This is a genomic window from Sulfitobacter mediterraneus, assembly GCF_016801775.1.
GTDB classification, from domain to species: Bacteria; Pseudomonadota; Alphaproteobacteria; order Rhodobacterales; family Rhodobacteraceae; genus Sulfitobacter; species Sulfitobacter mediterraneus_A.
Map to the genome: position 1 here is coordinate 1,692,238 of NZ_CP069004.1, position 24,669 is coordinate 1,716,906.

Genomic DNA, 24,669 nt, shown 5'->3' on the forward strand with positions numbered 1-24,669 from the left:
CGTGACGCTTGCAGTTTCCACGGTTCTCTACGATGGCTACAGCTTTGATGCCGGTCTCGCCGATATAGCCGAGGCCGGTTTCACGCTGGTCGAACCTGCCTATATTCATGGCTATGTCGATTTTGGTGAGACCGACCTTTCCGAGCCCGCCGCCCGGCAATTGCGGCACCGCGCCCAGACCGAAGGCCTGGGCATTCGCGCGGTGTCGGCACATCTGGATTTGGGCGAGGCGGACGCGGCAGAAATGCTGCGCCGCCGGGTTCGTTTTGCGGCGGAACTGGGCGCGGAATTCCTGATCACCAATTCTGCGTCTCATGCCCGAATGGACAGTTTTCGCGCCGCGCTTGAGACTGCGCAAGATGAATGCGAGGCAACGGGCGTTGTTCTGGCCCTGGAAAACCCCGGGCACGGGGCGGACAACCTGATTGGTACGCTTGCCGAGGGCAACGCGTTGCTTGACCGGATCGGCGCTGATTGGATCGGATTGAACTACGATATCGGCAATGTTTTCACATATTCACGCGGCGCATGTGACCCGCTTGACGATCTGGCCGGTGATCTGCGGCACGTCGTTCACTACCACCTCAAAGACATTGCAACCGTCGCCGATGATTGGGTGTTTACGCCCATTGGCCAAGGCGATTTGCCCTATGACCAGATCATTCCTGCACTGATGCAGCATGGGGATGTCCCCGCCTCGTTGGAAATGCCATTGCGCCTGGCGCGTCCGGGCCGCGCGGATCCGGCGCGGCGCGAACATCCGTGCAGCCGCACCGAAATTGCGGCGGCCCTCACCACCTCACGCGCATTTTGCCGTAGTTACGGGTTGGTGTGATCCCGCACACCGTCGCGCAAGTCACAAAAAAAGCTGGTGCGCCCCATCTGCCCGCCCTTCAACGCGATCTCTAGCCCGTCTGTTGCCGGATCGTCCGACGCCGCACGAAACATCGCCGCCCCCGGCGAAACCGGTGCAAGCGCCTCAAGCGCAAATATGTTCAGCTCTTGGGCGGCATGGCTGGAACTGTCGCCGCCGGATATGACAACCCGCGACGCGCCGGTCTGTGCAATGAGATCTTGCAGAAGTCGGCCAAGGACATGCCCGATGCGACGGTTCGTTTCGTGCAGTGTCAGGCCAGCTGCCGCGACTGACCGCCGGTACCGCTCAACCGCGGGATCGTCAGGCCCGCGCGCCGTGTAGATCAGCGGGCTTTGCCCAGACTGGAATGCCTTGACTGCAGCGCCGCGCGCGGCGTCCAGCGCCCTGCGCGATGCCGGACCATCTACAGCAATCTCAGCAGCATCAAGGGCGATCCCGACGAATCCGTGTGAAGTGGCATGTGCAATCTGCGCCGCAGTGACCGCAGAAACAGAGCCTGACACCGCGAGTATATTCTGCACCGGAGCGAGGCGCGGCAGCGCGGGCGCCGTTGGGATAACGCCGGTCGCGGCCCAATGGGCCACCAGTGCGTAAGCCACCCCCTGCGAGCCGACCGCGAATTGCGGCGCTTGGCGGTTGTCCCAGATCAACTTGCCGCAACGGGACATGTCAGCCTCGCTCTGCGCATCCAAACTGATGATTTCCGCGCCGCTTTGCACGGCATTGGCCAGACAGGACGCAGCCCCTTCATCATCAACCAACGCTGCCAGATCAACCAACCCGAACTGCCGCCCGGTCTGGCGTGAGAGGTGCAGCGCAACATCGGATTCCTGCATCGGCGTGACCGGATGCCGGGCCATCACGGGATGCCGGTCCAACCGGTACACTTTGGTCGGCGCACCGGCAAAAAGATGGCCAAAGCACTGGTAGCGGCGCATTTGCGGTGCCGCGACGAGGCAGGGCACCCATGCATTGTCAAAAACCCGCTGGCCAATATCAATGGCCCGGCCAATTGACCCGACCTGCGGGGCGGAATCCAGTGTGGAGCAAACCTTGTAAAGCGCGATCTCCGCCCCGCTCTGATGCAACCACTCAAAGGCCACTGGCAGATTGGCCTCCATCCATTCTGGCGTTTGCGCCCGCGCCGCCCCCGCAAGTCCAACCGCCCGTGCAGCGCTAAATCGGTCCCTTTGCTGGTCGGTTGGCGGCTTTAGGAACAAGACCCCGGACACCCCTGCAAAAGCCAATACCTCCAGCACTGCGGCTGATCCGGTGAAGTCGTCACCATACCACGCCATCAAGGGGGTCATTGATCAAACGCCTTGATTGCCGCCGCCAGCGCCGGATTGCCCCGCGCCGCTTCGCCGATAGGAATACCATTCATGGCCGCATCCCATGCCGCCCGCATCGCCCGAACACCGGCGGCCGCGCCGTGGGGGTGGCCTGCAATGCCGCCCCCAGCCGCGTGGATCAGATCTGCGCTGCCCAATTGCCGATAGGTTTCCGCCGCCTGCAACGGGGTCTGCGCCGAAGAGAAGACAGGCATCGCAAGGCAGGGCGCCTCAGGCCTCAGCGGCGTCAAACAAGCCCGCGCCGAACGGATCACACTTTCGTCGGCCTCGCAAAATTTGTTGCGCAGCCCGTTTACATGCATGTGGTCCGCACCCGCCAGCCGCCAAAACTTTTGCCACGCCACGTAAGACCACCCAAGCATCGGTTCACGGCTCAGATATCCCCACCCATTCCGGTGCGCATGGATCGGCAATTCGGAATGCCGCGCCAAGGCCAACATCCCTGACAGTCCGACAGAGTTGAGCGATACCATCACACAGGTTCCGCCAAAATCCCGTATCAGATCATGCCGGCGGCGCATCTCGTCCACTTCTCCTGTCAGATTGAATGCAAACATAACCTTGCGGCCCGTCCGGTCTGCGGCGCGGTTGATCACCTCCATGACTGCACGCGCCCGATCTTCGAAGGGGCAGGCAGGACCATCGGCCTGTAATTCGTCATCCTTGATAAAATCAACGCCAGCTTCGGCAAGGTCCGCAACCATCGCAGCGGTTTGTGTTGGGTCAAGTCCGACGGATGGTTTGATAATCGTGCCAATCAAGGGCCGCTTATGCACCCCGCTCAACCGGCGGGTGCCCTCTATGCCAAATTTTGGGCCGGGGTTGTGGCTGGTGAATGCGGCGGGCACCCGCAGATCCAGAATGCGCAGCCCGGTGAACTGGCGCAGCTCGAACAGATTGCCTGAGATCGTTGCCATCAGATTGGGTAGTGACGGCCCCAGGTTTTCCAGCGGCCAGGACAGGGTCACCTTGGCCACGGCATAGGATTGCGCCGGGATCGCCCCCGGCAACGAGGGCTGCGCAACGGTGTCTATTGTCTCGACATATTCGACCCGCGCTGCGGCGCGTTCGATCAATTCGGGCGTCTCCGATGCCAGTTTCACGAAGGTTCCTGACGATTGCTCTCCTGCCATTACGGCGGCGGCATCTGCAGGATCAATCGGGGTTTCGATCAAATAGTCAGCTTCTATTCGGTCACTCATCTGCGCGGCTCCGGTTTTGAGGCAAAGGTCTGTCTGGATGCATAGAGATGTGGCAGGACATCGCAGGCAGCACGCGATGGGTGCCTGCGGCGGCGTCTGTGCCAACCAACAAAGTGCCAATGGGCGAAATGCCATCGGGCAACGTCTGCGAGGTAAGACTGCAATTTGCGGTTATCGCTGTTGTGCCTGCGCAGAGGCGGTAAACACCGTTGTCATAGGCCGCTGTCACATTACGCCCTGACAAACCTGCCAACTGGCCAACCACATGGCCAATCGGATGCAGGCGCCGGTTTTGGTCAGCGATAGAAAACGGACCATCCAGCGCCCCGAGGCAGATCGCCTCCGCCCCGGCACGGGCTGCAAGGGTTGCCGCAGCGACGGCATATGCGGCACCAAAGCTGGTGCGCTGCCGAGGATCATCATCGGTCATGGTCATCTGTGCGCCATCCGGGTTGGGCAGCAGCCCATCTGCATGCGGATTGCTGCGCATCGCGATCGCCACCAGACCAAGTCGATATGCCCGATCAACGGCTATGGCGCAGGCACTGCGCATCACGTGGCGCAACCCCGTGAGGGTTTCAAGAACGGATTGATCATCGGCGGAATGCACAATTGCGGCATTGCCATGGGTTACATACGCCCCCAGTCCTCCAGGTGGCCGGCGACGGTTCAGCTCCGTGAAATGGGTCAAGGCGCCAACGCCCAAACCTGCGCCTCGAAAGGCTTGCGCGGCAAGGTCGGCAGCCGCGGCAAGGCCAAGCCCCGAAGGGACGGCCCCATCCGGCGGCAGCCGTTTGAGATACCCCGAAGGAAGCGCAACAACATGTGCCACTTCAACGCCCGCGTCTCTCAGATCTTGGGCAAGTCCGCGCATAAAATATTCGGCCCGCGCCGGATCGGGCGGCAGGATAATCTCTGCATCAATGGGGGTGCCACCGGACAGATTGCCCAATTCAGCATCCGTCCAAGGTGCATCTGAATCAAACCGGACCAACCGTCGCGCGCCTTTCGGAAGGGCCGTCTGGGGGGCCGGTTTGCCCGCGACAAGCAAGATCTCCGGCATCCGGACGCTGCGCGGTTGGGTGGTCTTGACCGTTGCCATTTTTTGCGGTGCGCCAGTGATCTTGACGGTCACGCGCTGGCAAATCACCTCCCCTGCTTCAAACCGTCTGGGACGCGGATCGGCAAGTGGCGGACAATAGGCCTTGAAGGATGCATCAGACCAGTTCCGCTGATCCTCCAACTCAAAAACCTCGCCCTCAAAAGTGAGGGCAACCTTTGCCGACTGCACGGTATATTCGATGCCCTGCATATCGAAAAACGGCTGTTCGGGGCTGATCAGCTCTGGAAACCTCGCCAATTCAACCCTACCGTTTGAATGCAGGACGTTTGCAGATCTCCCGGCAAGATCGTCGATGGGGAACAAGACATTGAACCCGGCGCGATTGACCTCAAAGGCCCGCCTGCTGGTCAGCGACATCTCAAGTGAGATCAAACCGCTGTCTTGCGCCGTGACCGACAGACAGCTCTCGAAATTGTCCGCAAACACCTCGCGACGGGTCCAATGAAACTGCTCTGGCGTTGTGGTTTGGACCTCTTCGACATCCTGTGATGGCAAGACTTCCCACTTAAGACCACGAACCGCAAAGAACACCGAGTGCAGGATATTGACCCCGCCCCAAGAAAGATCGCGCAGACCCGCGCCTGCCGTCGAAAACGTCAGTTGGTTGAGGTTCACTGCCAAGGGCTCAGACTTTTCTCGAAAAACAAAAGATCACCTGATTATACCAGTTGCCTCTTGAATATGGGCTGGGTGTTCATTTGTCAATCAATCGGGGCCGCTGGGCCGATTGCGCGGGACCACGCTGCGATCGGCTACTGGCCGTTTCGGGCGATGGCCTGCTCAAAACTCGCAAGTGCGTTGGGAAAGCCGATGGTCACGCTGTCTTCATTCTCGTCGCAGATCGCCGCCCATGGCCGCCCCGCCATGAACCCGCCGTAGGTCAGGACAAAACCATTGAGCATCGGCAGGGTGATCCTCTGTGTCTCGCCGGTACGGTGCTCTACCCCGGCGTTGGCCCAATCAGCCGCCGTCGGCTCTGCGTTTCCGAGCAACATCAACTGTTCATTGCGCTCCGCAATCTTGGCCCGCCATATCCCCGGTGAGGCGCTGCCGCGCAGGTATCCAACCACTGGCGGCGCGGGGGCTGGCAGATAGTATTGGTTCAACACAGCGCGAAGCTGTAGAAAAAGGTTATGGTCCATCGCATTGTCCAATTTGCGCAAAGAGACACGGCAGGCCTCTGGCCGCCACAGATCACCGCCCGCCTCTGAGCGCAGAAATTTCGCTTGCTCTATGGGCCGGATTTACTCCGCCCCTCTACTCTACGCAGGCCGATCTTAGCACAATCACAAGGAAAAGTCGCGGGACGGGCAATCGTCCTGTCAGATCAAAGCTGTCCGTCCTTGATCCATTGGTCCAGCAATTGACGGCTGACCTCAAAATGCATGCTGTCTTCGCGCCCCCATGCGGCGCCCCAGACCCAGCCTTCGCTGCGGAAAAAATCAGCCAGAATGGTCAAGCCCAGCTGGGTCTTGCCATCGCCCAATGTGTCGAGCACTCCGTCGATGTTCAGATCTACCGCGAGGCCAAAGGAATGGGTCGATGCCCGTCCTCGCGTGCCGCGGATCTGCCGGACACATAATGCCCCTGCGGTGTTGATCCGCGCATAAAGATCAGGGTCGGTCACCTGAATATTCTGCATGATCTTATGCAAGGACTCGATGGCCGGTTTGAGCATCCGAACCCGAATGGGACCGACCTTTTCGGTGACCAGTTTCCCCTTCAATCGGGGGTTTGTCATCGCTTCGCAATTGTCCGACAACACTTCGCGCGGTGGGCCGAACACCTTGGTCAGATGCCGCGGACCGGCAATGACCAAACCCTCGTTCACCTTGCGCCGGTTCGCAATCAGAACAACCTGCGCGTATGAATCTATGATCTCATTTGGTCCGCTTTGGCGAAAGGTATCGGCATCATCGGGCACCGAATTCAACCCGCCGCCGCCTCCCATCGGCGCACGCGATGCCTGCGCTGCGACATTGGACAATTCCGAGCTAAGCTCTTCAATCTGGATTTGCAGATCCTCGACCCGCTGGTTGAGCATCTCAATCTCGATACGGGCACCGGAATCAATGGCGGGGCCGTCGATCAGGTTCTCTTCGACCAGCACAGCAGGCAATAGCAGCCAAATGACCGGCGCGATGACAATCGCGAGGCTGATGAGGATCGCTGGAAGCAAGCGCATGATCTGAGGTCCACAAGATGCTGCCGAAACAGGATAGTGTGAGTAAAGCCTGCTTCGGCCTTGCGGCCAAGCGGAAACCACCTCAGAGTTGAACACCCGCCTCAAAAACGTTGTGAGACAGGGCAGCCTAGGATAGACTTTGCATATTATCCCGATCCCTTTGAAAGGAAGCGCGTTATGATTTCTCGCAGTAGAACATGTATGGGTGTAACGCTTGCAGTTGCAATTTCTGCGATGCCATTGACCTTTGCCGCCGCGCAGACCTCTTCTGAGATGACCGCAGAAGAGATCACTCAGGCTTTCGAAAAACAAAAGACCCGTGGTCTTGTTCTGGTGCCCGCAGACGGGTCAGACACAGGTGCAACAACGGAAACTGCGGCGGTCAAACCGGCACAGACCACCTATTCCCAGGTTGCCAAGGCAGATCAGGTGAACATCAAGATCAAGTTCGATTTTGACAGTGCCTCGTTGCGGGATGACCAGAAATCGAAGCTCGACACGCTGTGCCAGGTGATGAATGCGGTTGACGTCAAACTGTTTCAGATCGTCGGTCACACCGACAGTTCAGGGTCTGCGTCCTATAACAAGAACCTGTCATTGCTGCGCGCTCAAGAGGTCAAGCGCCATCTGGTGAACGAATGCGCCGTTGATGAAAACCGCCTCGAAGCGATTGGTCTGGGCGAAAGTGCACCTTTTGACACCTCCGATCCCCGCAGCGATGACAACCGGCGCGTTGAATTTCAGGCATTAGGTTGATGGGCCTCGCCGTCTCTGCGGCAGCGACAGCACCATGACCAAATCCCTTCCCAGTGACCTGTTCCAGATTGGTGATCTGGTCAACAATACCTACCGGGTCGAGGCCATTCTGGGCCGGGGCGGCACGTCCGACGTTTATCGCGCCCGGTCAGAGATCTCTGGCCGACTGGTTGCGCTAAAGGTTCTCAAGACCGAATTTGCCAATAACGATGACTATCTGCTGTTGCTCACCCGCGAAGAGGCGATGCGTGAGATCCGGCATGACGCGGTGGTGCGCTATGCCGAGAACAACCGCACGCCCGATGGGCATGTTTATCTGCTGATTGACTATGTCGATGGCCCGGGCCTTGATAAAAAGCTCAAAGAAGGGCCGATGTCTGCCGAGGACCTGTTGGTCATCTGCCGCCGGGTTGCCGAAGGGCTGCAGGCCGCACATGCCCATAATATTTGCCACCGCGATCTGTCGCCCGACAACATCATCCTGCGCGGCGGCGATCCGGCGCAGGCAGTGATCATCGATTTTGGCATCGCCAAAGACACCAACCCCGGCGCGGAAACTATTGTCGGCAACGAATTCGCTGGCAAATACGCCTATGCCGCGCCCGAACAGATGGCCGGCCACACCGATGAACGGACAGATATCTATTCCTTGGGCGCGCTTTTGTTGGCCAATTTCCGGGGCAAATCCCCCGACATCGGCAACAATCCAATGGAGGTGGTCAAGAACAAGGCATTGCCCCTTGATACCGATGGTGTGCCTGAGCCGCTGAAATCCCTGCTGGATAAGATGACTGATCCGGTGCCGGACAACCGTTATCAATCCGCGGCGGCGGTTCTGGCGGCCTTGGATGGCTCAGCCGCAGATGCCACCCCGGACGAAGATGATGATTTATCAGACGCGACAATCATCGCGCCCCTGCCAAAGAAACAACCAAAGGCACCAACCGCTGCCCAAGCCAAGCCAGCCGCCCCCGCCAAATCCAAAGCCGATCCACAGAAATCCCGCATCCTGATTCCGGTGATAGGCGGGCTGGTTGCAGTGGCCGTAGGGATCGGGCTGTTCCTGTCGGGCGTCTTTTCCTCGGCCCCCGCCCTGCCCGTCGCGGATCCATACCGCCTGTCCATGGCCCGCGCCAAAGACGCCCTGCCCCGCGCTGTTGGATTTGTCCCGTCCGACATGGTGGCAGACGAAATTCGCGAACGCATTCGCGCGGCCAACGGCACCACCGATCTGACCCTTGCCAGCGGCGCAATTGCGGAAAGCTGGGGCGCAGATATCCTGACAATTCTGGACGCCGTAGATGATCTGGAGGTCTGGCGCGTCTCCGTGTCCGGCAATGACGTTGTGATCGAAGGTGAGACAACGGACAAAGCCGATTATGACCAGCTTCAAACCCTGTTTGATGCAGGCACCATTGGCGAACTTCAGACAGATGCGGCCTTCCGACTGAACGAACTTGTCCTGCCGGCGGAACGGTTGACCCCGATCCTCAAGGCGCGGGCCGATTGCGGGCCTCTGTCGCTCATCGACCCACCTGCGGTGGGTTACGGGCTGGGCAGCGCAATCACGGTTGGTGGCACGATGGCCAGCCCGCAAAGCCGTGATGCGCTCAGTGCCGCGCTTGGCGATGTGGCGGGCGACCGGCCAGTGAACATCTCAGTTGATCTGCTGAATCCAACATTGTGCCTGATGGAAAGCATTCTGCCCAAGGCTCCGACCAGCGACATCGACGTGGTCTTTTATCAGGGCGACAATGACAACGCCCCAAACCTGACCGGCGACTTTGTCGTTGGTGAAAACCCTGTGATTGATGTGCAACTGCCGCCCGAGGTGAATTCAGGCTACCTTTCGGTTTCAGTGCTGGACGTGTCTGGCAACGTCTTTCACCTGCTGCCGAATATCAACCGCGCCAGCAACGCCGTAGCAGACCTGCGCGAGGGCGCGGAGGGGGCACAGACCATTCGCGTGGCATACGCCGTGAACAGCCCCCGCGAAAACGGCGAGATCGCGTTTCGGGTGGACGATTCAACTGTCGGGAAATCCAAGATCATCGTGATCCACTCCAGCGCGCCCTTGTTCGATGAAATGCGCCCCACAAGCGAATCCGCGCTCAGTTATTCAGAGGCACTGCTGGCCCAAGAAGGGGTGAACCAGGCGGAGATCTATTCGCTCGACAGCAAGATCCTTACGACCTCGACCCGCTAGCGTTATACTGGTCCGGCCTAATCGACATCCACGACAATAACGGTGATGTTGTCCGCGCCGCCGCCATCCAATGCGATCTGGATCAACCGGTCCGTGATCGTCTCAAGCGGGGATTGCGCCAGAACCTTTTCGAGCATCCCAAAGGTCGCATATTTGGTCAGCCCGTCAGAGCATAGCAAGAACCGGTCGCCCGGCTCCACTTCGCCGCGCACTTTGTCCAGCTCCAGCTCTTCGCCCACCCCAACCGCGCGGGTGATGGCATTGGATTGCGGATGCTGTTCGGCCTCGTCCCAGGTCAACTGACCAGATTGCACCAAAGTTGCAACGATAGAATGATCTGCCGTCAGCATCTGAATTTCCCCATCGCGAAAGCGGTAGATGCGGCTGTCACCGGCCCAGATCCCGACAAAGTGGGAATTGGCCAGAACCAGACAGGCAACCGTTGCGCCGATCACCTCAACCTGCCGGGTCTCGGCTTCGGCTAGGATCATCGCATGGGCGCTTTGGATTGCACCGCGCAGGGCATGCATCGTATCGGCGGCAGGCAGGTCGGGGTCGATTGTGGCAATCAACCCGGTGATCAATTGGCTGGCGTAATCCCCTGCCGCATGGCCGCCCATACCGTCGGACACCACCCAGATCTTCTGCTCTGGCAGGGCCAAAAGCGAATCTTCATTTACGGCCCGTTTGAGCCCGACATGGGATCGCGCGTTATAGCGCACTTGTGTGATGTCGCTCATGTCGCCTCCTCCGTCCAGACCGCTGCGTCGAAATCAAACAGCGCCTGCATGTTCGGGCCTTCTGGCAGACCTTCGCAAACCAAAATCCGTTGATCCCCGTCAATTTGCGCAGACCAAACGCTGGGCGCGGTCAGATGGGCGGGCATTGACCGTCCTGCCAATGCTGCCAGTAGATCGGCCTCCGATCCGGACTGCTGCATTGTCATCCGGCTCGCCCCTTGCGACACTTTTGCCGCCGCGCCAGCCACTGGGCCGTTTAACGTGGACAAAGCAGCCTCCAGCCCGTCCCGGCCGGTTTCATCATCAAGGGAGGCCAGCGCTATATCTTCAAGCCGGGAAAAGAGATCCGCGTTGGAGAAATGATCGGACAACACAGGCGCGGCGGATATCAGCGGCGCCATCAATGTCAGCGGAAACCGCCGCCCGACCCGATCCACCGATGGCATCAGAACACCGATGATCTTACCCGCCCCGGCCAGCCCCGGCGACAGGCAAAACCGCCAGATCGGTACCGACATATAAAGCGCGTCCCATTGGCCGCCGTATGTATGGGTGCCCGACACCAAACAGCGCTGCAACCAATTGTCCCAGACAGAAACAAAACCCGGTGGAGGGTCCAGACGGAAAAAATCCCCGATGCTGGGAATTTTGCCATAGGCTCCGAACCCAGCCGACCCCATCAGAATGTCTTTGGGCAGCTGAATTTCGACAAGGCAGGCAAAGCAAAGGGGTTGATCACCGATCCGGACTGCAGCTGGAAGATCGCGATGCGCCCCCCGACCGTAAAGATCACCCGCTTGCGATCAGACACATTTGTGCGCCGCACCGTCGCTGCATTCAACAGACGGAACCACGCCCAGGGGCCGTCGCGTTGCAGCACGCTTTCGATGTTGCGCGGTTGCGGGGCAAACACCAGCCGCGCCAGCCCAACACCGCCCGGCCATTCCACCGCCACCGGTGTTGGCGCCCTGTCCCCATGGGAAAAGTTTACCTGACTGCCGTGAATTTCCAGCGCCACAGACTTGGCCTTGGGGTCAAGCGCCTGCGGCATGATCTGGAACTGGATCGTCGGTGTGGCCCCGCCAGCAAAGAATGCCTCACGGATTTCAGCGGCATATTGCAGTTGTTTGAGGACCGCAGGGCTGATCCCCAGATCAACGTCATTTACACGTTTCCACGACCAGGGCCGTGTGCGGGTGTCGATATACTTGAGCAGGTTTTCATTGACGAAACTGTCAATCAGGCCGGTTGGCCCGAACAATTTCTGAAAATCCGCAATCGCCACGTCAGCCCGCGCTCTTTGGTTGAACGGATAACGGTCGGTCAGCGCCTGCTGGCAGAAAGGCAGAATGCTGGACTGCCACCGCGCATTGATCCCTGATCGGGTGCTGTCCGAAGTGATCCCTGACGACCCGGACGCGATCTGTGTCGCCCAACGTTCAAGCGGCCCATCCGCACGGGCAGCAGCGTCAAGGAACCGTTTGATTGCAATGCCGCCCTCACCCCCCGTGGACGAGCCGGAGAAGCTCATCTTGTTCAGCTCTTGATACAGCTCTGTCAGCAGGGTCATCAACTCGCCCAGCTGCGACGGCAGGCCCGGCTCCGGCGCTTCTGTCAGGCGGTGCAACCATTCGAACCGCTCTTCCACATAGGTGCCCGGTGCCTTGGGGGGCGGTGCGCCCGTTGCGGCAGCGGATTTTGACAGCGCCTCAAGCAAGATACGTGTCCGGTAGCTGACTGAACGCTGCACCTCATTGTCAGCTGCCTGACCAAGGTCGGCCGCAACACCAGATCCACCGGTTGCCCCTGTCTCCGAAGCCAGCTTGGTTTCTTCCGCTATTGCTTCAAGCAGATTGACAATTGGTGAGGTAGGGCCAGACAGGACATTTGTCACCTCAACCGCGTGGCTGAGAGATTCAAGCGGGATGATGTCCACATCGCCCAGAATCGCATCGTAGCGCGAGATGTAATCGTTGTAGTAAAGATCCAGTACATCGCGGCTGAGCGCGGACAGCGCCTGTTCGGTTTGCTCTGCCTCGCCGCGGGGGCCAAGAACCCAGCTTTCACGCTGGATACGCGCGGCCACCCCCAATGCTTCGTCCAAGAATACCCGGTTGAACCCCGCGTGGGTAAAGATGCCCTCGATACCTTCGTTCAACGCCTTGCCGGAGGACCGCACAAATACCCGCGACACCGCAGGGCCGCTGACATCCGTGATCCGCCATTTCGGCAGTTCGGCGGCGGCAGGGCTGTTGATGATGCCGTTATAGACCCGCTGTGCCAGAGGCATTTCAGACAGCAAGCCCTGCACTTGTTCGACCAATGGCCCGTTTAGTGCGATCTCCTGCATAGGCTGGGTCAACAGTGCCTCAAGATGCGCCTCAAGATCGGCGCGAAAGGCATCACGGGACGGTCCGGGATAGGCTAGCGACCAGTCCAGCACCATCCATTCACGCACCAGATCCTGGTTCATTGGCCCTTGCAGACCCAGCATCAGATAGATTTTCAACGCCTCATAAAGCAGATCTGGGTTGTTCATATTGCCGCTGATCTGTTCCTCAAGGCGCAGCAGGAGCCGTGGCAAGAACCGCTGGTTCAAGGCCCGCCGATAGGTCTGCGCCGCTTGCGATCCGATGACCTCGCCTTGATACAAACCGTAGGTCAGCTTGGTTTCCGGCTTGGGCGCCCCAACAGTAGGGTTGTCCGGAAGCATCTTCAGCACATTCAGCGCCTCAACCACCGGCACCAGATCGGTATCGCCGATCGGACTGATGGGCAGTGATGCCGCCACAACACTATAATTCGCAACATTTTCGTTGGCCTCGGCGATCAGCGCACTGTTGCCCTGAAAGGACCGCACCAAAAGCGCCCCAACGCCGACCGCGACCAATACGGTCGCGGCAATGGCAGCCCATTTTGTGATCTTGTAGCGGCGTTCAACCTTGGCATCGGCAGACACCAGACCCGCCTCGGGAAAGATTACCTGTTCAAACAGGCGGGTCAGGAAATAGGACCGCCCCGCGCCCTGCCCACTGCCGATGGCCTGCCGGCCAATCCCGAAGGTCCGCGCCATGCTGAGCATCAGACGGTCGATGGGCGTGCCTTCCTGCGTGCCGGAGGTGAAATAGGCCCCGCGCAGCATTTGCCGCTGCTGATAACGATTTTCCTGAAAGACTTCGTTCAAAAAGGTGCGGGCGACGCCGCGCATAGATGCAACCTGACTTGGAAACCCTGCAATCAGCGACCGGCGCTGCGGGTCGGTTTCGGCTTGCATTTTTTCAAGGGATTGCGAATTGAGCCGCTCCAACAGCGCCGCAAACTGTTCATCAAAACCGGCCACGGGGGAGGCATCGCCCTTGGCTGTATCCAGCTCAAAGGTGAAGCCCCAGACCTGTTCGCGGTCCTCCTTGCCCAAACTGTCATGGAATTCCATGAAACCCGCGATCAGGTCCGCCTTGGTGAACAGCACATAAACAGGGAACCGCGCCGCGAGGGTCTCGCGCAGTTCAACCAAACGCTTGCGCACCGCATTGGCATGGCCATTCTGGGTGATCTCATCCTGCAAAGCCAGATCGCTCAGGCTGATGGCAATGATCGCGCCGTTGATCGGCTGGCGTTTGCGGAATTTCTTGAGCAACCGCAAAAAGCCAAGCCAAGCGGCATTGTCCGCCTTGGCGTCGCTTTCCTGAGTTGTATAGCGGCCCGCCGTATCGATCAGCACGGCATCATTGGCAAACCACCAGTCGCAATTGCGCGTGCCGCCCACACCGCCAATGGCCGCCTTGCCCATTTTTTCGGCCAGCGGAAATTGCATGCCTGAATTGACGATCGCCGTTGTCTTGCCCGCGCCGGGCGGGCCAATCATGATGTACCACGGCAATTCGTTCAGATGCGTCCGCCCGTTCTTGGACTTGCGCAAATCTGCCATCGCGGTTTTCAGCTTGGTCCGCAGCTCAGAAATTTCATCGCCAACAACGTCATCGCCCGCATCGGTGCTTTCGGCGATCTCTTCAACCATTGCTGTTTCTTGTTTGCGCCGCTTTAGAAAAATCCCAAGCGAGATCCCCCCGAACACCAGCAACACAGCAGCAACAACGACCAGACGCACCAGCACAGACCCAAGTGGCCTGATTTCATCGCCACCAAAGAGCGGACCAAAATACCAGATGCACAACGACAGCACGACGGCAAAGAACGCCAGTACAAAGTGGATGGATTGGAAAAAGCGGAGAAACTTCATGCGTCTTTCTCCTGCACGAGGATCACTTCAATGCGGCGGTTGGTGGCCCGCCCTTCTCGTGTGCCGTTGTCGGCAATGGGTTCGGCATCCGCGCGGCCTTCGGCGCTGAGGCGGTCGGTCTTCTGTACGGTCGCGGCCATGGACTTCATAACGGACTTGGCCCGCGCGAGCGACAGATGCATGTTCGAGGGAAACCGCGAAGACCGAATGGGAACATTGTCCGAATGCCCCACAATGATGATCTTGCCGGGCTCGTCGCGCAGCGCCTCGGCCACCCGTGCAATCGGTTTTTCAAAGGCATCAACCAGCCGGTCAGAACCAGACCCGAACATGCCAGACCCAGCAATACGTATGACCAATGTGTTGCCCTTGCCAAAGACTTTGACCAACCCTTCGTTGATCTCTGGCTCCAGAAAGGACACGACCTTTTCGATCTGGATGTCTTTGGTCGGAATGGGCGGTGGTGGCGGCGCACGGCGTTCCAGCTCGGCCACCGGACCCGCGTCAATCACCGACAATTGCCCGATCAAGTTCTCGGTCCGGTTGGACAGAACATAGCTCAATCCGGCAAATTCGGCGATCAGCAAGATACCTGTGACAGCAAGCGCGATCCAAACTGGTTTCCACGCCGACATAGCGCGATGGGGTTTGTCGACACCCTTCCATTGCGGTGAGAGATCTCTTTCAAAATCCCCGCGCTGCGCCCGGATCAATTGCGCCAGCCCAAGCCGGATACGCTGATGCTTTTCCGGCCCGCCCTGTTCGACCCGCAAGCGCCCCTCAAAACCAAGCGAGAGGCACATGTAAAGAAACTCCAGCAATTCCAGATTGTTGCCAGCGTCCTTTTGCAGCCGCGCCAGAAGATCATAGAAACGATCGCCGCCGACTGTTTCGCGGTGAAACGTGCCGACCATGGATTGCAGACCCCAGTTGGATTGCCCGCCCCAAGGTGTGTTCAGCACGATATCATCTATCGTCGCGCATAGCGCATAGCGCGCGGCCTTCACCGTTTGGGCCGCAATCCCCGCCTGCAATGCTCGATTTTCAAAGGCCCGTACCTCGGACACAACCGATTGGCGCAGCTTTTCCGCGTCCATATGCTGTGCCTGGTTCTGGATACGGCTGACCAAAGCAAAAAGCGGCGCCGCGCAAGCGTTCAGCGTGTTCATGCCCGTCAGGACAAGCTCTGGTTCATTGTGGGATTTGCGGGTCTGCGCCGCGCTGCGCTGGCCGCCTTGTGGGTTGGGAACGCCAAAAGCTTCCGGGCCGCCCTCCCGCGCAGTGCTATGTTCTTGCGGCATGGGCGCTGGAGCTGCGGGCGCTGGCGCCGCAGGTTGCGATTGCCCCGCAGACCGACGCCCGCCGGGGTTGGGTTTAATCACCGTCTTGTCGGTATCGCCAGGTTCGGCGAACGGGTCGTCATCAGACATCGCGGCAGACCTCTCCTAGCTGTTTCGGATCGCCCAAAGTTCCATCTCTAGGCCGGGGTATTGCCCCGACACATGCACGGCGATCCCGCCCGAGGTGGTCATCTTGCCCCAATAGGGGCTTTCTGCATCCAACTCGAAATAGACGGTGCCCGCATGATACGCGACCTGGCGGGGGGCAATCGGCAAGGGCCGCAAGGTGATCCCCGGAAGTGCCGAGTTGACCAACTGCCGGATCTCCTCAACCGGACCGATCTTGGATTGTCCGGCAAAATGCCGGCGAATGTCTTCGGCAGGCACGTCGGCTTTGACCGCCAAAACAAAACCGGCGTTGGACAGCAGCTTGCGGTCGGCAATGATGCCCACACTGATGCCGTATTTACGCTCTTCCAGAGCGATGGACACCGCCGTTTGTTCCAGCACCGCGCTCAGGTATTGCCGCAAGGCGCGGAACACCGGGTTGAAGGTGCCGCGCAGATCGTCATGCTGATAGGCCGGAAACAACGGCGCTTCTTTGTTGTCGCTCATAAAAGCGGCCAGTTCACCGGCCAGCGACACACAGGCCCGATAGGCGGCCTCTGGATGCAGGTTTTCGATGTTGGCAAAATGGCGGAACACCGGCAGCGCCCTGTTCACCGTCATCAACAACAGAAAATCGGAAATATCCGCCGTGCCCCGCGCAGGCCCGCTTTCAGACAAACGCCCGGCAAGCGCCTGCATCCGGTGCGACAGCAGCCCTTCCAACTCGCTGATAAAACCAGCCAAAGCAGGGGCGGCACGCACATCCAGGCAACTGGGAATAAACGACCGGTCCAGCAACACCTCTTTGTCGGGACGCACCTCAATGATCCGCGCAATGGGAATCGCCAGCATGTCCGACAGGTCATCCACCGCCAGCGCGAATTTCAGGCGCAGCTTGCCCACGCCAATCGTCACAGGTTTTTTGCCAGCGCCTGCTGCATCGGTAACTTCAATCTCGGAGGGCAACAACCGGCTGGCGGAATGGCCTCCATCGGTCATATCAACCTCGCTGGCCCCTTGGCGGCGTTGCGGGATTGTCAAAAGAACGACGCAATCCTTGATGTTTTCAGGCACCTCCAGCGACGGCGGGTGATCCTCGGCTTGCGGTACCCGAAAGACCGTGCCGTCCTGCGTCAGCCCGGAACAGTTCTTGAGGCTGAACTTGCCAACTTTCAGCGCCTCCTCGTCGATTTCTAGCGATGAAAAGCCCCATGAATAGGGCAGCGTTCGACGCGCGATACCTGCAATCAGCGATTCAGTATATCGATCAGCCTGCTGGAAATGATGGGGTTGCAAAAACAGCCCCTCGGTCCAAAGCACTTTGTTGTCCCAGGACAATCGCCGGCCTCCCGTTTGTTGCGCAAAATAGCACTATTTCAGTTTATCGAGCTGCTCTTTGTAAGCCCGAGCAAATTCCCGGCTGAACAACTCATGGAAATCGTTCTCAGCCTGGTCGGATATCTGAGAATACATTTTTTCGTATACTTCCCAGTAACGGGCTTTCTTGCCTTTGAACATACTGCCAAAGGCACCCGAGGTTTCAATCTGGCCCGCCAGTTCCTGTGGGTCAAGCTTGCTCAGAACCCCTTTGATGGCCGCCTGCATGCCCGTGACCATCGCAACCTCGTGGGCTTTGATGTCATCCAGCGCCTCTTCGGTCGCGCTTTCGGGGGAAAGATAGCCTTTGGACTTGGGTTTGACCAAGGCCTCAATGGCGTGATCTTCGCTCAGGGAGAACTTTAGCGGGTTATTTCCACCGGCGCTGATCATCGTTTGATCAATGCGGAACTCGGACTTGATCGACGTCCGCGTCATCAGGATTTCGCGCAGGCCAATGATCATTGTGCGCATCACACGGCCCAGACGGGCCATGGTTTGATCCAGATCCGCATCGGCGACCGCCAGATCCTCACAATCCAGTGCCTCGATAAAGCGTTTAGCCGCCGTTTGATCACCGCCACCGGATTGAGGTGCGGCGGCAACTGGTGCGGGCGCAGGCTGTGCAACGGGTGCAGACGCTGGCGGGACAGGCGCTTGGGCCACTTCTGGCTTCGGCACCACGGTCTCTGGCGTTTTCGTCGGGGCCGGATTGTCAGGTTCCAGCAAATTGTCCCAATCATCCGGGATCAGCGAGGTATCAAACGCCGCGCCCGGTTTGAAACTGTCATTGGTCGAGGGACTGTGCATCTCCAGCGATGCACCGCTGCCTTCGGTGCCGTCCTCGGGGTGTTTGAAGAACGGATCTTCTTCGTCACCCATCGGCAAGAGCAGCTCATCAATGGGATCAGATGTGTCAATCTGGGTCGGCCCTTTTGGACCGCCCTCTGCACCCAGAAGGTCATCCAGAAAATCGCCTTCGATGCTGGGATCGTCCAGTACCGCCAAGGGATCGGAGGACGTATCCGCATTGCCCGGAAACGCCGAGGCTGTGGGGGCGGGAATATCCATCAGATCAGGCAATTCCGCGCCAATCTCAACCACCAGCTCATAACCGCCAGCCGACAAAACATCACCGCTGTTCAGGGGCTTGGGCGTCCGGCCCAATGGCACCTTGGAATAGTTCAGAAAGGTGCCATTGGTGGATAAATCTACAATGACGTACCGCCCGTTATGTTCTTCTAGGACAAAATGGTTTTTGGACAGCATCCTGTCCGGATCGGGTAAAACCAGATCATTGGCGGGGCCGCGCCCGACGGTCAGGCTGCCGCCACGCATCGTGACAGGTTGGCCACTGCCGGGCACCATGCCCGAGGATTGAAATTTAAGCGTTACCGTCATCGTGGAAAATCAGCCCCCCACCAGCACGGTAAATTCGCCCAGTGCAATTGGACCGCCACAGGCGCAGTTGTCACCGATCCGCGCGGCCAACAATTTGCCGATCAACACCGTGCCGGACCCTTTGACGATCGGATGCGGCGGCACGGCCATTGTCATGTCGGTGACCCGCGCCGCAGGCAACTTGCCAATCATCACGGTTGGCAGGCAGGGTGGCGCAATCGGGATCGGCACGGGCAAAACCGGTGGTGGCGGCGTGGTCGGCAAGGCACAGGCGTGCAGATCGGTCATTCTGGCTTGTGGCATACCCATGATCTTATCCTTCTTGTTTCGTTTCTGAGGCGTCAAAGACACCGTTCCCGCCTTTGGCAATGTCCAACGCACGGTCCACCAAGAGCTGTGTATAGCTGTCGAACTGATCCATCTTCTTGCCAAGCGCCTCAATATTCATAGCAAAGGCCGCCACGGATGATCCACCCGCCGGACCGGGATATTGCGCCATTTCGCCCGGCCCCAATGTTCCGTCCGCATACATCACGCTCAGGGCGCAATTGACAGTGTCATCCTGCACCGGCGCATAGTCCAGACTTGCAATCGCCGCCTCGCGGTTTTCATCGGTGGGCTGAAAAACCCATGCCTCGGCGGCGGCCAGCGACGGTGTGGCATTTGCCGCGCCCGCCCCGACAATATCTCGCGCCGCAAGACAGGCCCACCAGACCCGTTCACGCGCAGGCAAAACAACAGACATCAGACGCAGAATATCTATCGGCGCATCCTTGGCGTCCAACTCTTCGAGCACCACGCCAATCGGCGCACTGGCGGGCGCGGACAACTGGGTTCCCAGCTTTGCGTTTTGTTCTGCCAACATCTTTGCCGCAGGCTCCGATGGCAATTTTGTCAGGTTTTCGAAACGTTTATCCAATGCACTGCATCCTAGTTGATAAAGACCACACCGCCCTTAAGCGTGAGCATCGTATCGGCTTTGACCGTTGTCAGCGGGCTGGTCACATCGGCCTTGATATCGGCCTGCACGGTGACGGTCGGACTTTTCACTGTGATCGATTTGGGATCCATCTTGATCGAGGAACCGCCCACCTTGAACTCGATGGATTTCATCGCCGTGACGACAATCTTGCCCGATTTCACATCGACCTTCATGTCGCCCATCTTGAGCAAAGTTTCATGATCGCCCTTGTCCAGCGTGGTCTTGTGATCGCCCTTTTTGACCTTTTCAGTATAGTTGCCTTCGTTGATGGTCTCGTTCACATCGTTGTGCACCACAACATCGAGATTGCCGTCGTCCTTTTTCTCAAGGCCGATCTTGACCGATGCATTGTTCTTGACGATCTGCTCATAGTCTTTTTCCGACTGGAACCGGACCAGTTCATCGTCTTTCTTGTCCTCAAACATCAATTCGTTGAACCCGCCCCCCTTGAGAGAGCTGTTGGTCTTCACGCCTGATTGGGTCTTGTTGTCCGGCAAGCTGTAGGGCGGCATGGTTTTGTCATTGTACAGCATGCCTATACACAGCGGGCGATCCGGATCGCCCTCTTCGAACTGGATCACCACCTCTTGGCCGATGCGCGGGATCGCAATCGCGCCCCAACGTTTGCCGGTCCAAGGCATCATCGTGCGCACCCAGCAGGAAGACTTGTCATCGTTCTCGCCGTCCCGGTCCCAGTGAAACTGGATCTTGATCCGGCCAAATTTATCAGTCCAGATTTCCTCTCCGGCGGGACCGGTGACAACTGCGGTATGGATGCCGCCGATATTTGGCCATGGGGTGATTTGAGGGCTGCGATACTGCGCATCGCTGGCAATCGCCTTGAAGCGCACCAAATGCGCGTCGTTGTGGTCGGCCTGGGGGTCATCAACGCCCAGCGTCTTGAACAGATTGCCCAGCACCGCATCGCCCAGCGCCTGAACCTGCAAAAACTGGTGTTCGCATTCCAGCACCATCACATCCGTCGGATCATCCGGGCGGGGCGATTTATCCAAGGTAAATGTCTGACCGACCCCCATCATCACCGCGTCCGACAACCCCACAACCGTCTTGTGCTGCACACCTTCGCTTTCCATGCGGACCTTGGCAAACTCCTCGCCCAAAGGCGCCTTGCGATAGTGGCCGGGGTAGTCATAGCGTTCGTGTTCCTGATCGATGTAGGCAACGCCCGATCTCGTGCTTTCGGTCGTCAAATCGGCGGTGGTGTTCTCGAAATCATAGTCCTCCAGCGTCACCTTGCCGCTGCGAACCTGTTCGGCGTTGTTCCATTCGAAGACCACCGGATCGGTCACTTCGATTGTGGATTTGATGGTCTGCGGCATGAACAACAGCTTCGACGGCTTGGCGATGGGTTCATGCGCACTGGGCGCATCTGCGAGAACCAGCTTTTCGGTGTCCCCTTCGTGCCGGAAGAAATAATAGATCCCCTCTTCCTCCATCAGGCGGCTGATGAAATCAAAGTCGGTCTCGCGGTATTGTGTGCAATATTCACGCGGTTGGTAGCTGGCGTTCAGCTTTTTCTGGATGTGACCGGAAAAGCCGTACTCCTGAATCACTTCCGTAATGATTTCAACAACGGTCTTTTTCTGATAGATTCGCACATCGGTCCGGCGTGTCAGGAACCACAGCCATGGACGGATCTCGGCGCGGTAATGTGCCCCGACCTCCACCTTTCCCACAAACTCGGCCGAGATGCAGGTGCCGCGAAACCAGCGTTTTTGCGCGTCTTTGTCGTCAGCCGCAACAAGGTGCATGGATTTGCCAACAATATCTGTCAGGGCCAGTTTGGCGTTCTCGCAGAAGAACTCGACTGTGACGCTGGAAATGGTGCTGACGCCCTCGCGCACCTGCGCAACCAGCGGCAGCAGTTTTTTGTCGTTGACATCCCCTTCAAGCCGTAGCGGAAAACCGGCAGGATCAAGATTCTTTAGCATGTTCTGCCCTCTCTGACTCTGATGAGCCTAGCCCAACCGGCGTTCACTGACCAACTCTCGGACCGCAGTCTTTTGACCCCGGCCCGCAGTCTCAGTCAAAACCGTAGCTGAACTCTCCATCTGTTACATCAATCGCCACTTTGCTGACTGTCTCGCCGACCATCATCCGGCGCAAAAACTCAGACGAGATGTCCGGCAGCATCGAATTGGTCACGATGGCGTCAATCATCCGTCCGCCAGATTCCAGCTCCTGACAACGTGACACGATCGTATCAACAACGGCGTCCGTATAGGTGAACGGCACCCCATGTGCCTCTGAAACCCGCTTCTCGATCCGGCCCAGTTGCAGCCGTGTGATCTTGCCGATCATATCAGGCGACAACGGATAATAGGGTATCGTGACAAGCCGCCCCAGCAACGCCGCCGGGAAAATCTTGAGCAATGGATCGCGCAGTGCTTTTGCGATGCCTTCAGGTTCCGGCATCAGGTCAGGATCGGCGCACATGTCCATAATCAAATCGGACCCCGCATTCGACGTCAGCAGGATCAGCGTGTTCCTGAAATCAATCGACCGTCCCTCGCCATCTTCCATCACACCTTTGTCGAAGACCTGAAAGAACAGCTCGTGCACATCTGGATGCGCTTTTTCGACCTCATCGAGAAGAACAACCGAATAGGGTTTGCGCCGCACCGCTTCGGTCAAGACGCCCCCCTCCCCGTAACCCACATAACCCGGAGGCGCACCTTTCAGGCTGCTGACGGTATGGGATTCTTGATATTCGGACATGTTGATGGTGATGACGTTCTGTTCGCCGCCATACAGCACCTCGGCAAGGGCAAGCGCGGTTTCAGTTTTGCCGACGCCGCTGGTCCCTGCCAGCAAGAAGACACCGATGGGCTTGTTCGGGTTGTCCAGTTCGGCGCGGCTGGTCTTGATACGCTTGGCGATCATTTCCATCGCGTGGTCCTGTCCGATCACCCTTTTGGACAGATGCTCTTCGAGGTTCAGCACAGTTGCCAGTTCATCGCTGACCATGCGTCCCACGGGGATGCCTGTCCAATCGCCCACAACGCTGGCCACGGCATGGGCATCGACGATGGGCAGGATCAGTGGCGTCTGGCCCTGCAGTTCTTCAAGCTCGGCGTTTTTGGCCTTGAGCTGCGTCAACAGATCGGCGCGTTCCTCCGCTGTCATCGGGCTTTGCTTAACCGCGTCTTCGCTGTCGGCATCAGGTGTATCCACCGGCGCGCCGCCTTCGCGCAATTTGCTGCGCAGCTCCAGAATGCCGCTGACCACAGCTTTCTCGGCCTCCCAGCGTTCGTCAAGCGTGGCAAGACGCGCCTCTTCCTCGGCTTTGAGGGCTGTGATCGCCTCGCGCCGGTCGGCCACATCCATGCCTGCGGTCTCATCGCGGCCTATGATCTCTAGCTCTGTGGTCAAAGCATCAATCCGCTTGCGGCTATCGTCCACCTCGGCAGGTACGGCATGTTGGCTCACGGCCACACGGGCGCAGGCCGTGTCCAGAACGCTGACCGATTTGTCGGGCAACTGGCGGGCCGGAATATACCGCGCCGACAGCGACACCGCCGCTTCGATGCCTTCGTCCAGCACTTGCACCTGATGGTGGCTTTCCAACATCGTGGCAATCCCGCGCATCATCATGATGGCCTTGGGAATATCCGGCTCTTCGACCTGAACCACCTGGAAACGGCGCGTGAGGGCCGGATCTTTTTCGATATGTTTTTTGTACTCGGCCCAGGTGGTCGCACCAATGGTGCGCAATGTGCCTCGCGCCAGCGCGGGCTTGAGCAGATTCGCCGCATCCCCGGTGCCCGCCGCACCGCCCGCGCCCACGAGGGTGTGGGTTTCATCCACAAACATGATGATCGGCACGGTTGAGGCCTGAACCTCGTCAATGACCTGACGCAAACGGTTTTCGAATTCGCCCTTCATCGAGGCGCCAGCCTGCAGCAGCCCCACATCGAGCGTCAGCAACCGTGCCTCACGCAATGCTGGCGGCACGTCGCCGCGCGCGATGCGCAGTGCAAAGCCCTCAACGACCGCCGTCTTGCCCACGCCGGCCTCACCGGTCAGGATCGGATTGTTCTGGCGTCTGCGCATCAGCACATCAACGATCTGGCGGATTTCTTCATCACGGCCAACAATCGGATCAATCTCGCCGTTGCGGGCCTGTTCCGTCAGATCGGTGCAGAACTGCTGCAACGCCTCTTCCTTGCCCATCGCGCCGGGGGCCATAGCGCCGGAGGCCTCGCCCGGCACTGCGCCGCCGCCGGTTTGCGAGCCGTCCTGCGGCCGCAATGCGTCTTCGATCGAGCCGTCCACGATGGCGTCGAAGTTGTCGGAAAAGTCATCCACCTTGATCTTGGCAAATTCGCCCGAGATATTCATCAGAATTGGCCGCAGATCCGGCGTCTTGAGCAGCCCCAGAATCAAATGCCCGGTGCGAACCTGATTGGAGTTGTAGAGCAGCGATCCGTAAACCCAGGCCCGTTCCATCGCACTTTGCAAATGCGCCGAAAGATCTGAAATTGAACTGGCACCGCGCGGAAGAGCATCCAACGCGCGGGTCATATCCGCCGAAAGTTTGGCCGGGTCCAGATCGTAATGCTGCATCACCTTTGCCAGATCGCAATTGTCGACCTGCACCAATTGCGCCAACCAATGAATGAGTTCGACGTAAGGGTTGCCGCGCATCTTGCAAAACACGGTCGCGCCTTCGATGGATTGATATCCAATCTTGTTCAGCTTGCCAAAAAGGGCAACACGGCTGATTTCGGTCATCGCAATCTCCTCCGCTGTGGCGCGG

The 24,669-nt window shown here is 58.7% G+C and carries 18 protein-coding genes; 3 read left to right on the forward strand and 15 right to left on the reverse strand.

What is annotated here, in order from left to right:
* The first annotated feature begins 1 nt into the window (after position 1).
* Positions 2-835 carry a sugar phosphate isomerase/epimerase family protein gene (locus JNX03_RS08300; RefSeq protein ID WP_203211906.1) on the forward strand — a complete coding sequence of 278 codons (834 nt, stop codon included), beginning with the start codon at positions 2-4 and terminating at the stop codon, positions 833-835.
* Here JNX03_RS08300 and JNX03_RS08305 read toward each other — a convergent pair.
* The 5 genes from JNX03_RS08305 to JNX03_RS08325 all read right to left on the reverse strand — a co-directional run bounded on the left by JNX03_RS08305 (position 820) and on the right by JNX03_RS08325 (position 6,739).
* On the reverse strand, positions 820-2,187 hold the full coding sequence (locus JNX03_RS08305; RefSeq protein WP_203211907.1) for a four-carbon acid sugar kinase family protein: 1,368 nt from the start codon (positions 2,185-2,187) through the stop codon (positions 820-822). The two genes, JNX03_RS08300 and JNX03_RS08305, sit on opposite strands and share 16 nt — an antisense overlap.
* A complete protein-coding gene (locus tag JNX03_RS08310) occupies positions 2,184-3,431 on the reverse strand; it encodes a ribulose-bisphosphate carboxylase large subunit family protein (RefSeq protein ID WP_203211908.1) in 1,248 nt (415 codons plus the stop codon). The genes JNX03_RS08305 and JNX03_RS08310 overlap by 4 nt, the downstream gene beginning before the upstream one ends.
* Complete coding sequence (locus tag JNX03_RS08315; RefSeq protein WP_203245103.1) at positions 3,424-5,175, reverse strand: hypothetical protein; 1,752 nt, start codon at positions 5,173-5,175, stop codon at positions 3,424-3,426. Before JNX03_RS08315 ends, JNX03_RS08310 begins: the two co-directional genes overlap by 8 nt.
* A gap of 131 nt (positions 5,176-5,306) precedes the next feature.
* A complete protein-coding gene (locus tag JNX03_RS08320) occupies positions 5,307-5,696 on the reverse strand; it encodes a hypothetical protein (RefSeq protein WP_203211910.1) in 390 nt (129 codons plus the stop codon).
* Between the two features lie 185 nt (positions 5,697-5,881).
* Complete coding sequence (locus JNX03_RS08325) at positions 5,882-6,739, reverse strand: M15 family metallopeptidase (protein WP_203211911.1); 858 nt, start codon at positions 6,737-6,739, stop codon at positions 5,882-5,884.
* A 201-nt stretch (positions 6,740-6,940) separates the two neighbouring features.
* Between JNX03_RS08325 and JNX03_RS08330 the strand changes: the two genes are divergently transcribed.
* Entirely contained in the window at positions 6,941-7,495 is a 555-nt protein-coding gene (locus JNX03_RS08330; RefSeq protein ID WP_203211912.1) for an OmpA family protein, read from the forward strand.
* Positions 7,496-7,529: 34 nt separating this feature from the next.
* Complete coding sequence (locus tag JNX03_RS08335) at positions 7,530-9,701, forward strand: serine/threonine protein kinase (RefSeq protein ID WP_203211913.1); 2,172 nt, start codon at positions 7,530-7,532, stop codon at positions 9,699-9,701.
* Between the two features lie 17 nt (positions 9,702-9,718).
* On the opposite strand, the gene JNX03_RS08340 is transcribed toward JNX03_RS08335, so the two are convergent.
* The 10 genes from JNX03_RS08340 to tssH all read right to left on the reverse strand — a co-directional run bounded on the left by JNX03_RS08340 (position 9,719) and on the right by tssH (position 24,644).
* Positions 9,719-10,441 (reverse strand): PP2C family protein-serine/threonine phosphatase, encoded by a 723-nt coding sequence (locus tag JNX03_RS08340; protein ID WP_203211914.1) that lies wholly within the window; start codon positions 10,439-10,441, stop codon positions 9,719-9,721.
* The gene (gene tagF / locus JNX03_RS08345) at positions 10,438-11,121 is read right to left on the reverse strand and encodes a type VI secretion system-associated protein TagF (RefSeq protein ID WP_203211915.1); all 684 of its coding nucleotides are present in this window, start codon (positions 11,119-11,121) and stop codon (positions 10,438-10,440) included. Before tagF ends, JNX03_RS08340 begins: the two co-directional genes overlap by 4 nt.
* Complete coding sequence (tssM, locus tag JNX03_RS08350) at positions 11,121-14,681, reverse strand: type VI secretion system membrane subunit TssM (RefSeq protein WP_203211916.1); 3,561 nt, start codon at positions 14,679-14,681, stop codon at positions 11,121-11,123. The genes tagF and tssM overlap by 1 nt, the downstream gene beginning before the upstream one ends.
* Complete coding sequence (gene icmH / locus JNX03_RS08355; protein WP_203211917.1) at positions 14,678-16,111, reverse strand: type IVB secretion system protein IcmH/DotU; 1,434 nt, start codon at positions 16,109-16,111, stop codon at positions 14,678-14,680. Before icmH ends, tssM begins: the two co-directional genes overlap by 4 nt.
* A 15-nt stretch (positions 16,112-16,126) precedes the next feature.
* On the reverse strand, positions 16,127-17,467 hold the full coding sequence (gene tssK / locus JNX03_RS08360; protein WP_203211918.1) for a type VI secretion system baseplate subunit TssK: 1,341 nt from the start codon (positions 17,465-17,467) through the stop codon (positions 16,127-16,129).
* Between the two features lie 33 nt (positions 17,468-17,500).
* Positions 17,501-18,907: a type VI secretion system-associated FHA domain protein TagH gene (tagH, locus tag JNX03_RS08365; RefSeq protein ID WP_203211919.1), complete on the reverse strand. Its 1,407-nt coding sequence runs from the start codon at positions 18,905-18,907 to the stop codon at positions 17,501-17,503.
* 9 nt (positions 18,908-18,916) lie between these two features.
* Positions 18,917-19,216, reverse strand: a complete 300-nt coding sequence (locus tag JNX03_RS08370) for a PAAR domain-containing protein (RefSeq protein WP_203211920.1) — start codon at positions 19,214-19,216, stop codon at positions 18,917-18,919.
* A gap of 4 nt (positions 19,217-19,220) precedes the next feature.
* Entirely contained in the window at positions 19,221-19,826 is a 606-nt protein-coding gene (locus JNX03_RS08375; RefSeq protein ID WP_203211921.1) for a DUF6931 family protein, read from the reverse strand.
* An 11-nt stretch (positions 19,827-19,837) separates the two neighbouring features.
* A complete protein-coding gene (locus JNX03_RS08380; RefSeq protein ID WP_203211922.1) occupies positions 19,838-21,841 on the reverse strand; it encodes a type VI secretion system Vgr family protein in 2,004 nt (667 codons plus the stop codon).
* A 91-nt stretch (positions 21,842-21,932) separates the two neighbouring features.
* Positions 21,933-24,644 carry a type VI secretion system ATPase TssH gene (gene tssH, locus JNX03_RS08385; RefSeq protein ID WP_203211923.1) on the reverse strand — a complete coding sequence of 904 codons (2,712 nt, stop codon included), beginning with the start codon at positions 24,642-24,644 and terminating at the stop codon, positions 21,933-21,935.
* Positions 24,645-24,669 lie beyond the last annotated feature (25 nt).

What these genes read in the sequence shown, in the direction of transcription:
- JNX03_RS08320 (WP_203211910.1), bottom strand. Translation starts at nt 5,696, where the DNA reads ATGGACCATAACCTTTTTCTACAGCTTCGCGCTGTGTTGAACCAATAC.
- tagH (WP_203211919.1), bottom strand. Translation starts at nt 18,907, where the DNA reads ATGACGGTAACGCTTAAATTTCAATCCTCGGGCATGGTGCCCGGCAGT.
- tssM (WP_203211916.1), bottom strand. Translation starts at nt 14,681, where the DNA reads ATGAAGTTTCTCCGCTTTTTCCAATCCATCCACTTTGTACTGGCGTTC.
- JNX03_RS08310 (WP_203211908.1), bottom strand. Translation starts at nt 3,431, where the DNA reads ATGAGTGACCGAATAGAAGCTGACTATTTGATCGAAACCCCGATTGAT.
- JNX03_RS08325 (WP_203211911.1), bottom strand. Translation starts at nt 6,739, where the DNA reads ATGCGCTTGCTTCCAGCGATCCTCATCAGCCTCGCGATTGTCATCGCG.
- JNX03_RS08335 (WP_203211913.1), top strand. Translation starts at nt 7,530, where the DNA reads ATGACCAAATCCCTTCCCAGTGACCTGTTCCAGATTGGTGATCTGGTC.
- tagF (WP_203211915.1), bottom strand. Translation starts at nt 11,121, where the DNA reads ATGGGGTCGGCTGGGTTCGGAGCCTATGGCAAAATTCCCAGCATCGGG.
- JNX03_RS08380 (WP_203211922.1), bottom strand. Translation starts at nt 21,841, where the DNA reads ATGCTAAAGAATCTTGATCCTGCCGGTTTTCCGCTACGGCTTGAAGGG.
- tssH (WP_203211923.1), bottom strand. Translation starts at nt 24,644, where the DNA reads ATGACCGAAATCAGCCGTGTTGCCCTTTTTGGCAAGCTGAACAAGATT.
- JNX03_RS08370 (WP_203211920.1), bottom strand. Translation starts at nt 19,216, where the DNA reads ATGGGTATGCCACAAGCCAGAATGACCGATCTGCACGCCTGTGCCTTG.
- JNX03_RS08330 (WP_203211912.1), top strand. Translation starts at nt 6,941, where the DNA reads ATGGGTGTAACGCTTGCAGTTGCAATTTCTGCGATGCCATTGACCTTT.
- JNX03_RS08305 (WP_203211907.1), bottom strand. Translation starts at nt 2,187, where the DNA reads ATGACCCCCTTGATGGCGTGGTATGGTGACGACTTCACCGGATCAGCC.
- icmH (WP_203211917.1), bottom strand. Translation starts at nt 16,111, where the DNA reads ATGTCTGATGACGACCCGTTCGCCGAACCTGGCGATACCGACAAGACG.
- JNX03_RS08340 (WP_203211914.1), bottom strand. Translation starts at nt 10,441, where the DNA reads ATGAGCGACATCACACAAGTGCGCTATAACGCGCGATCCCATGTCGGG.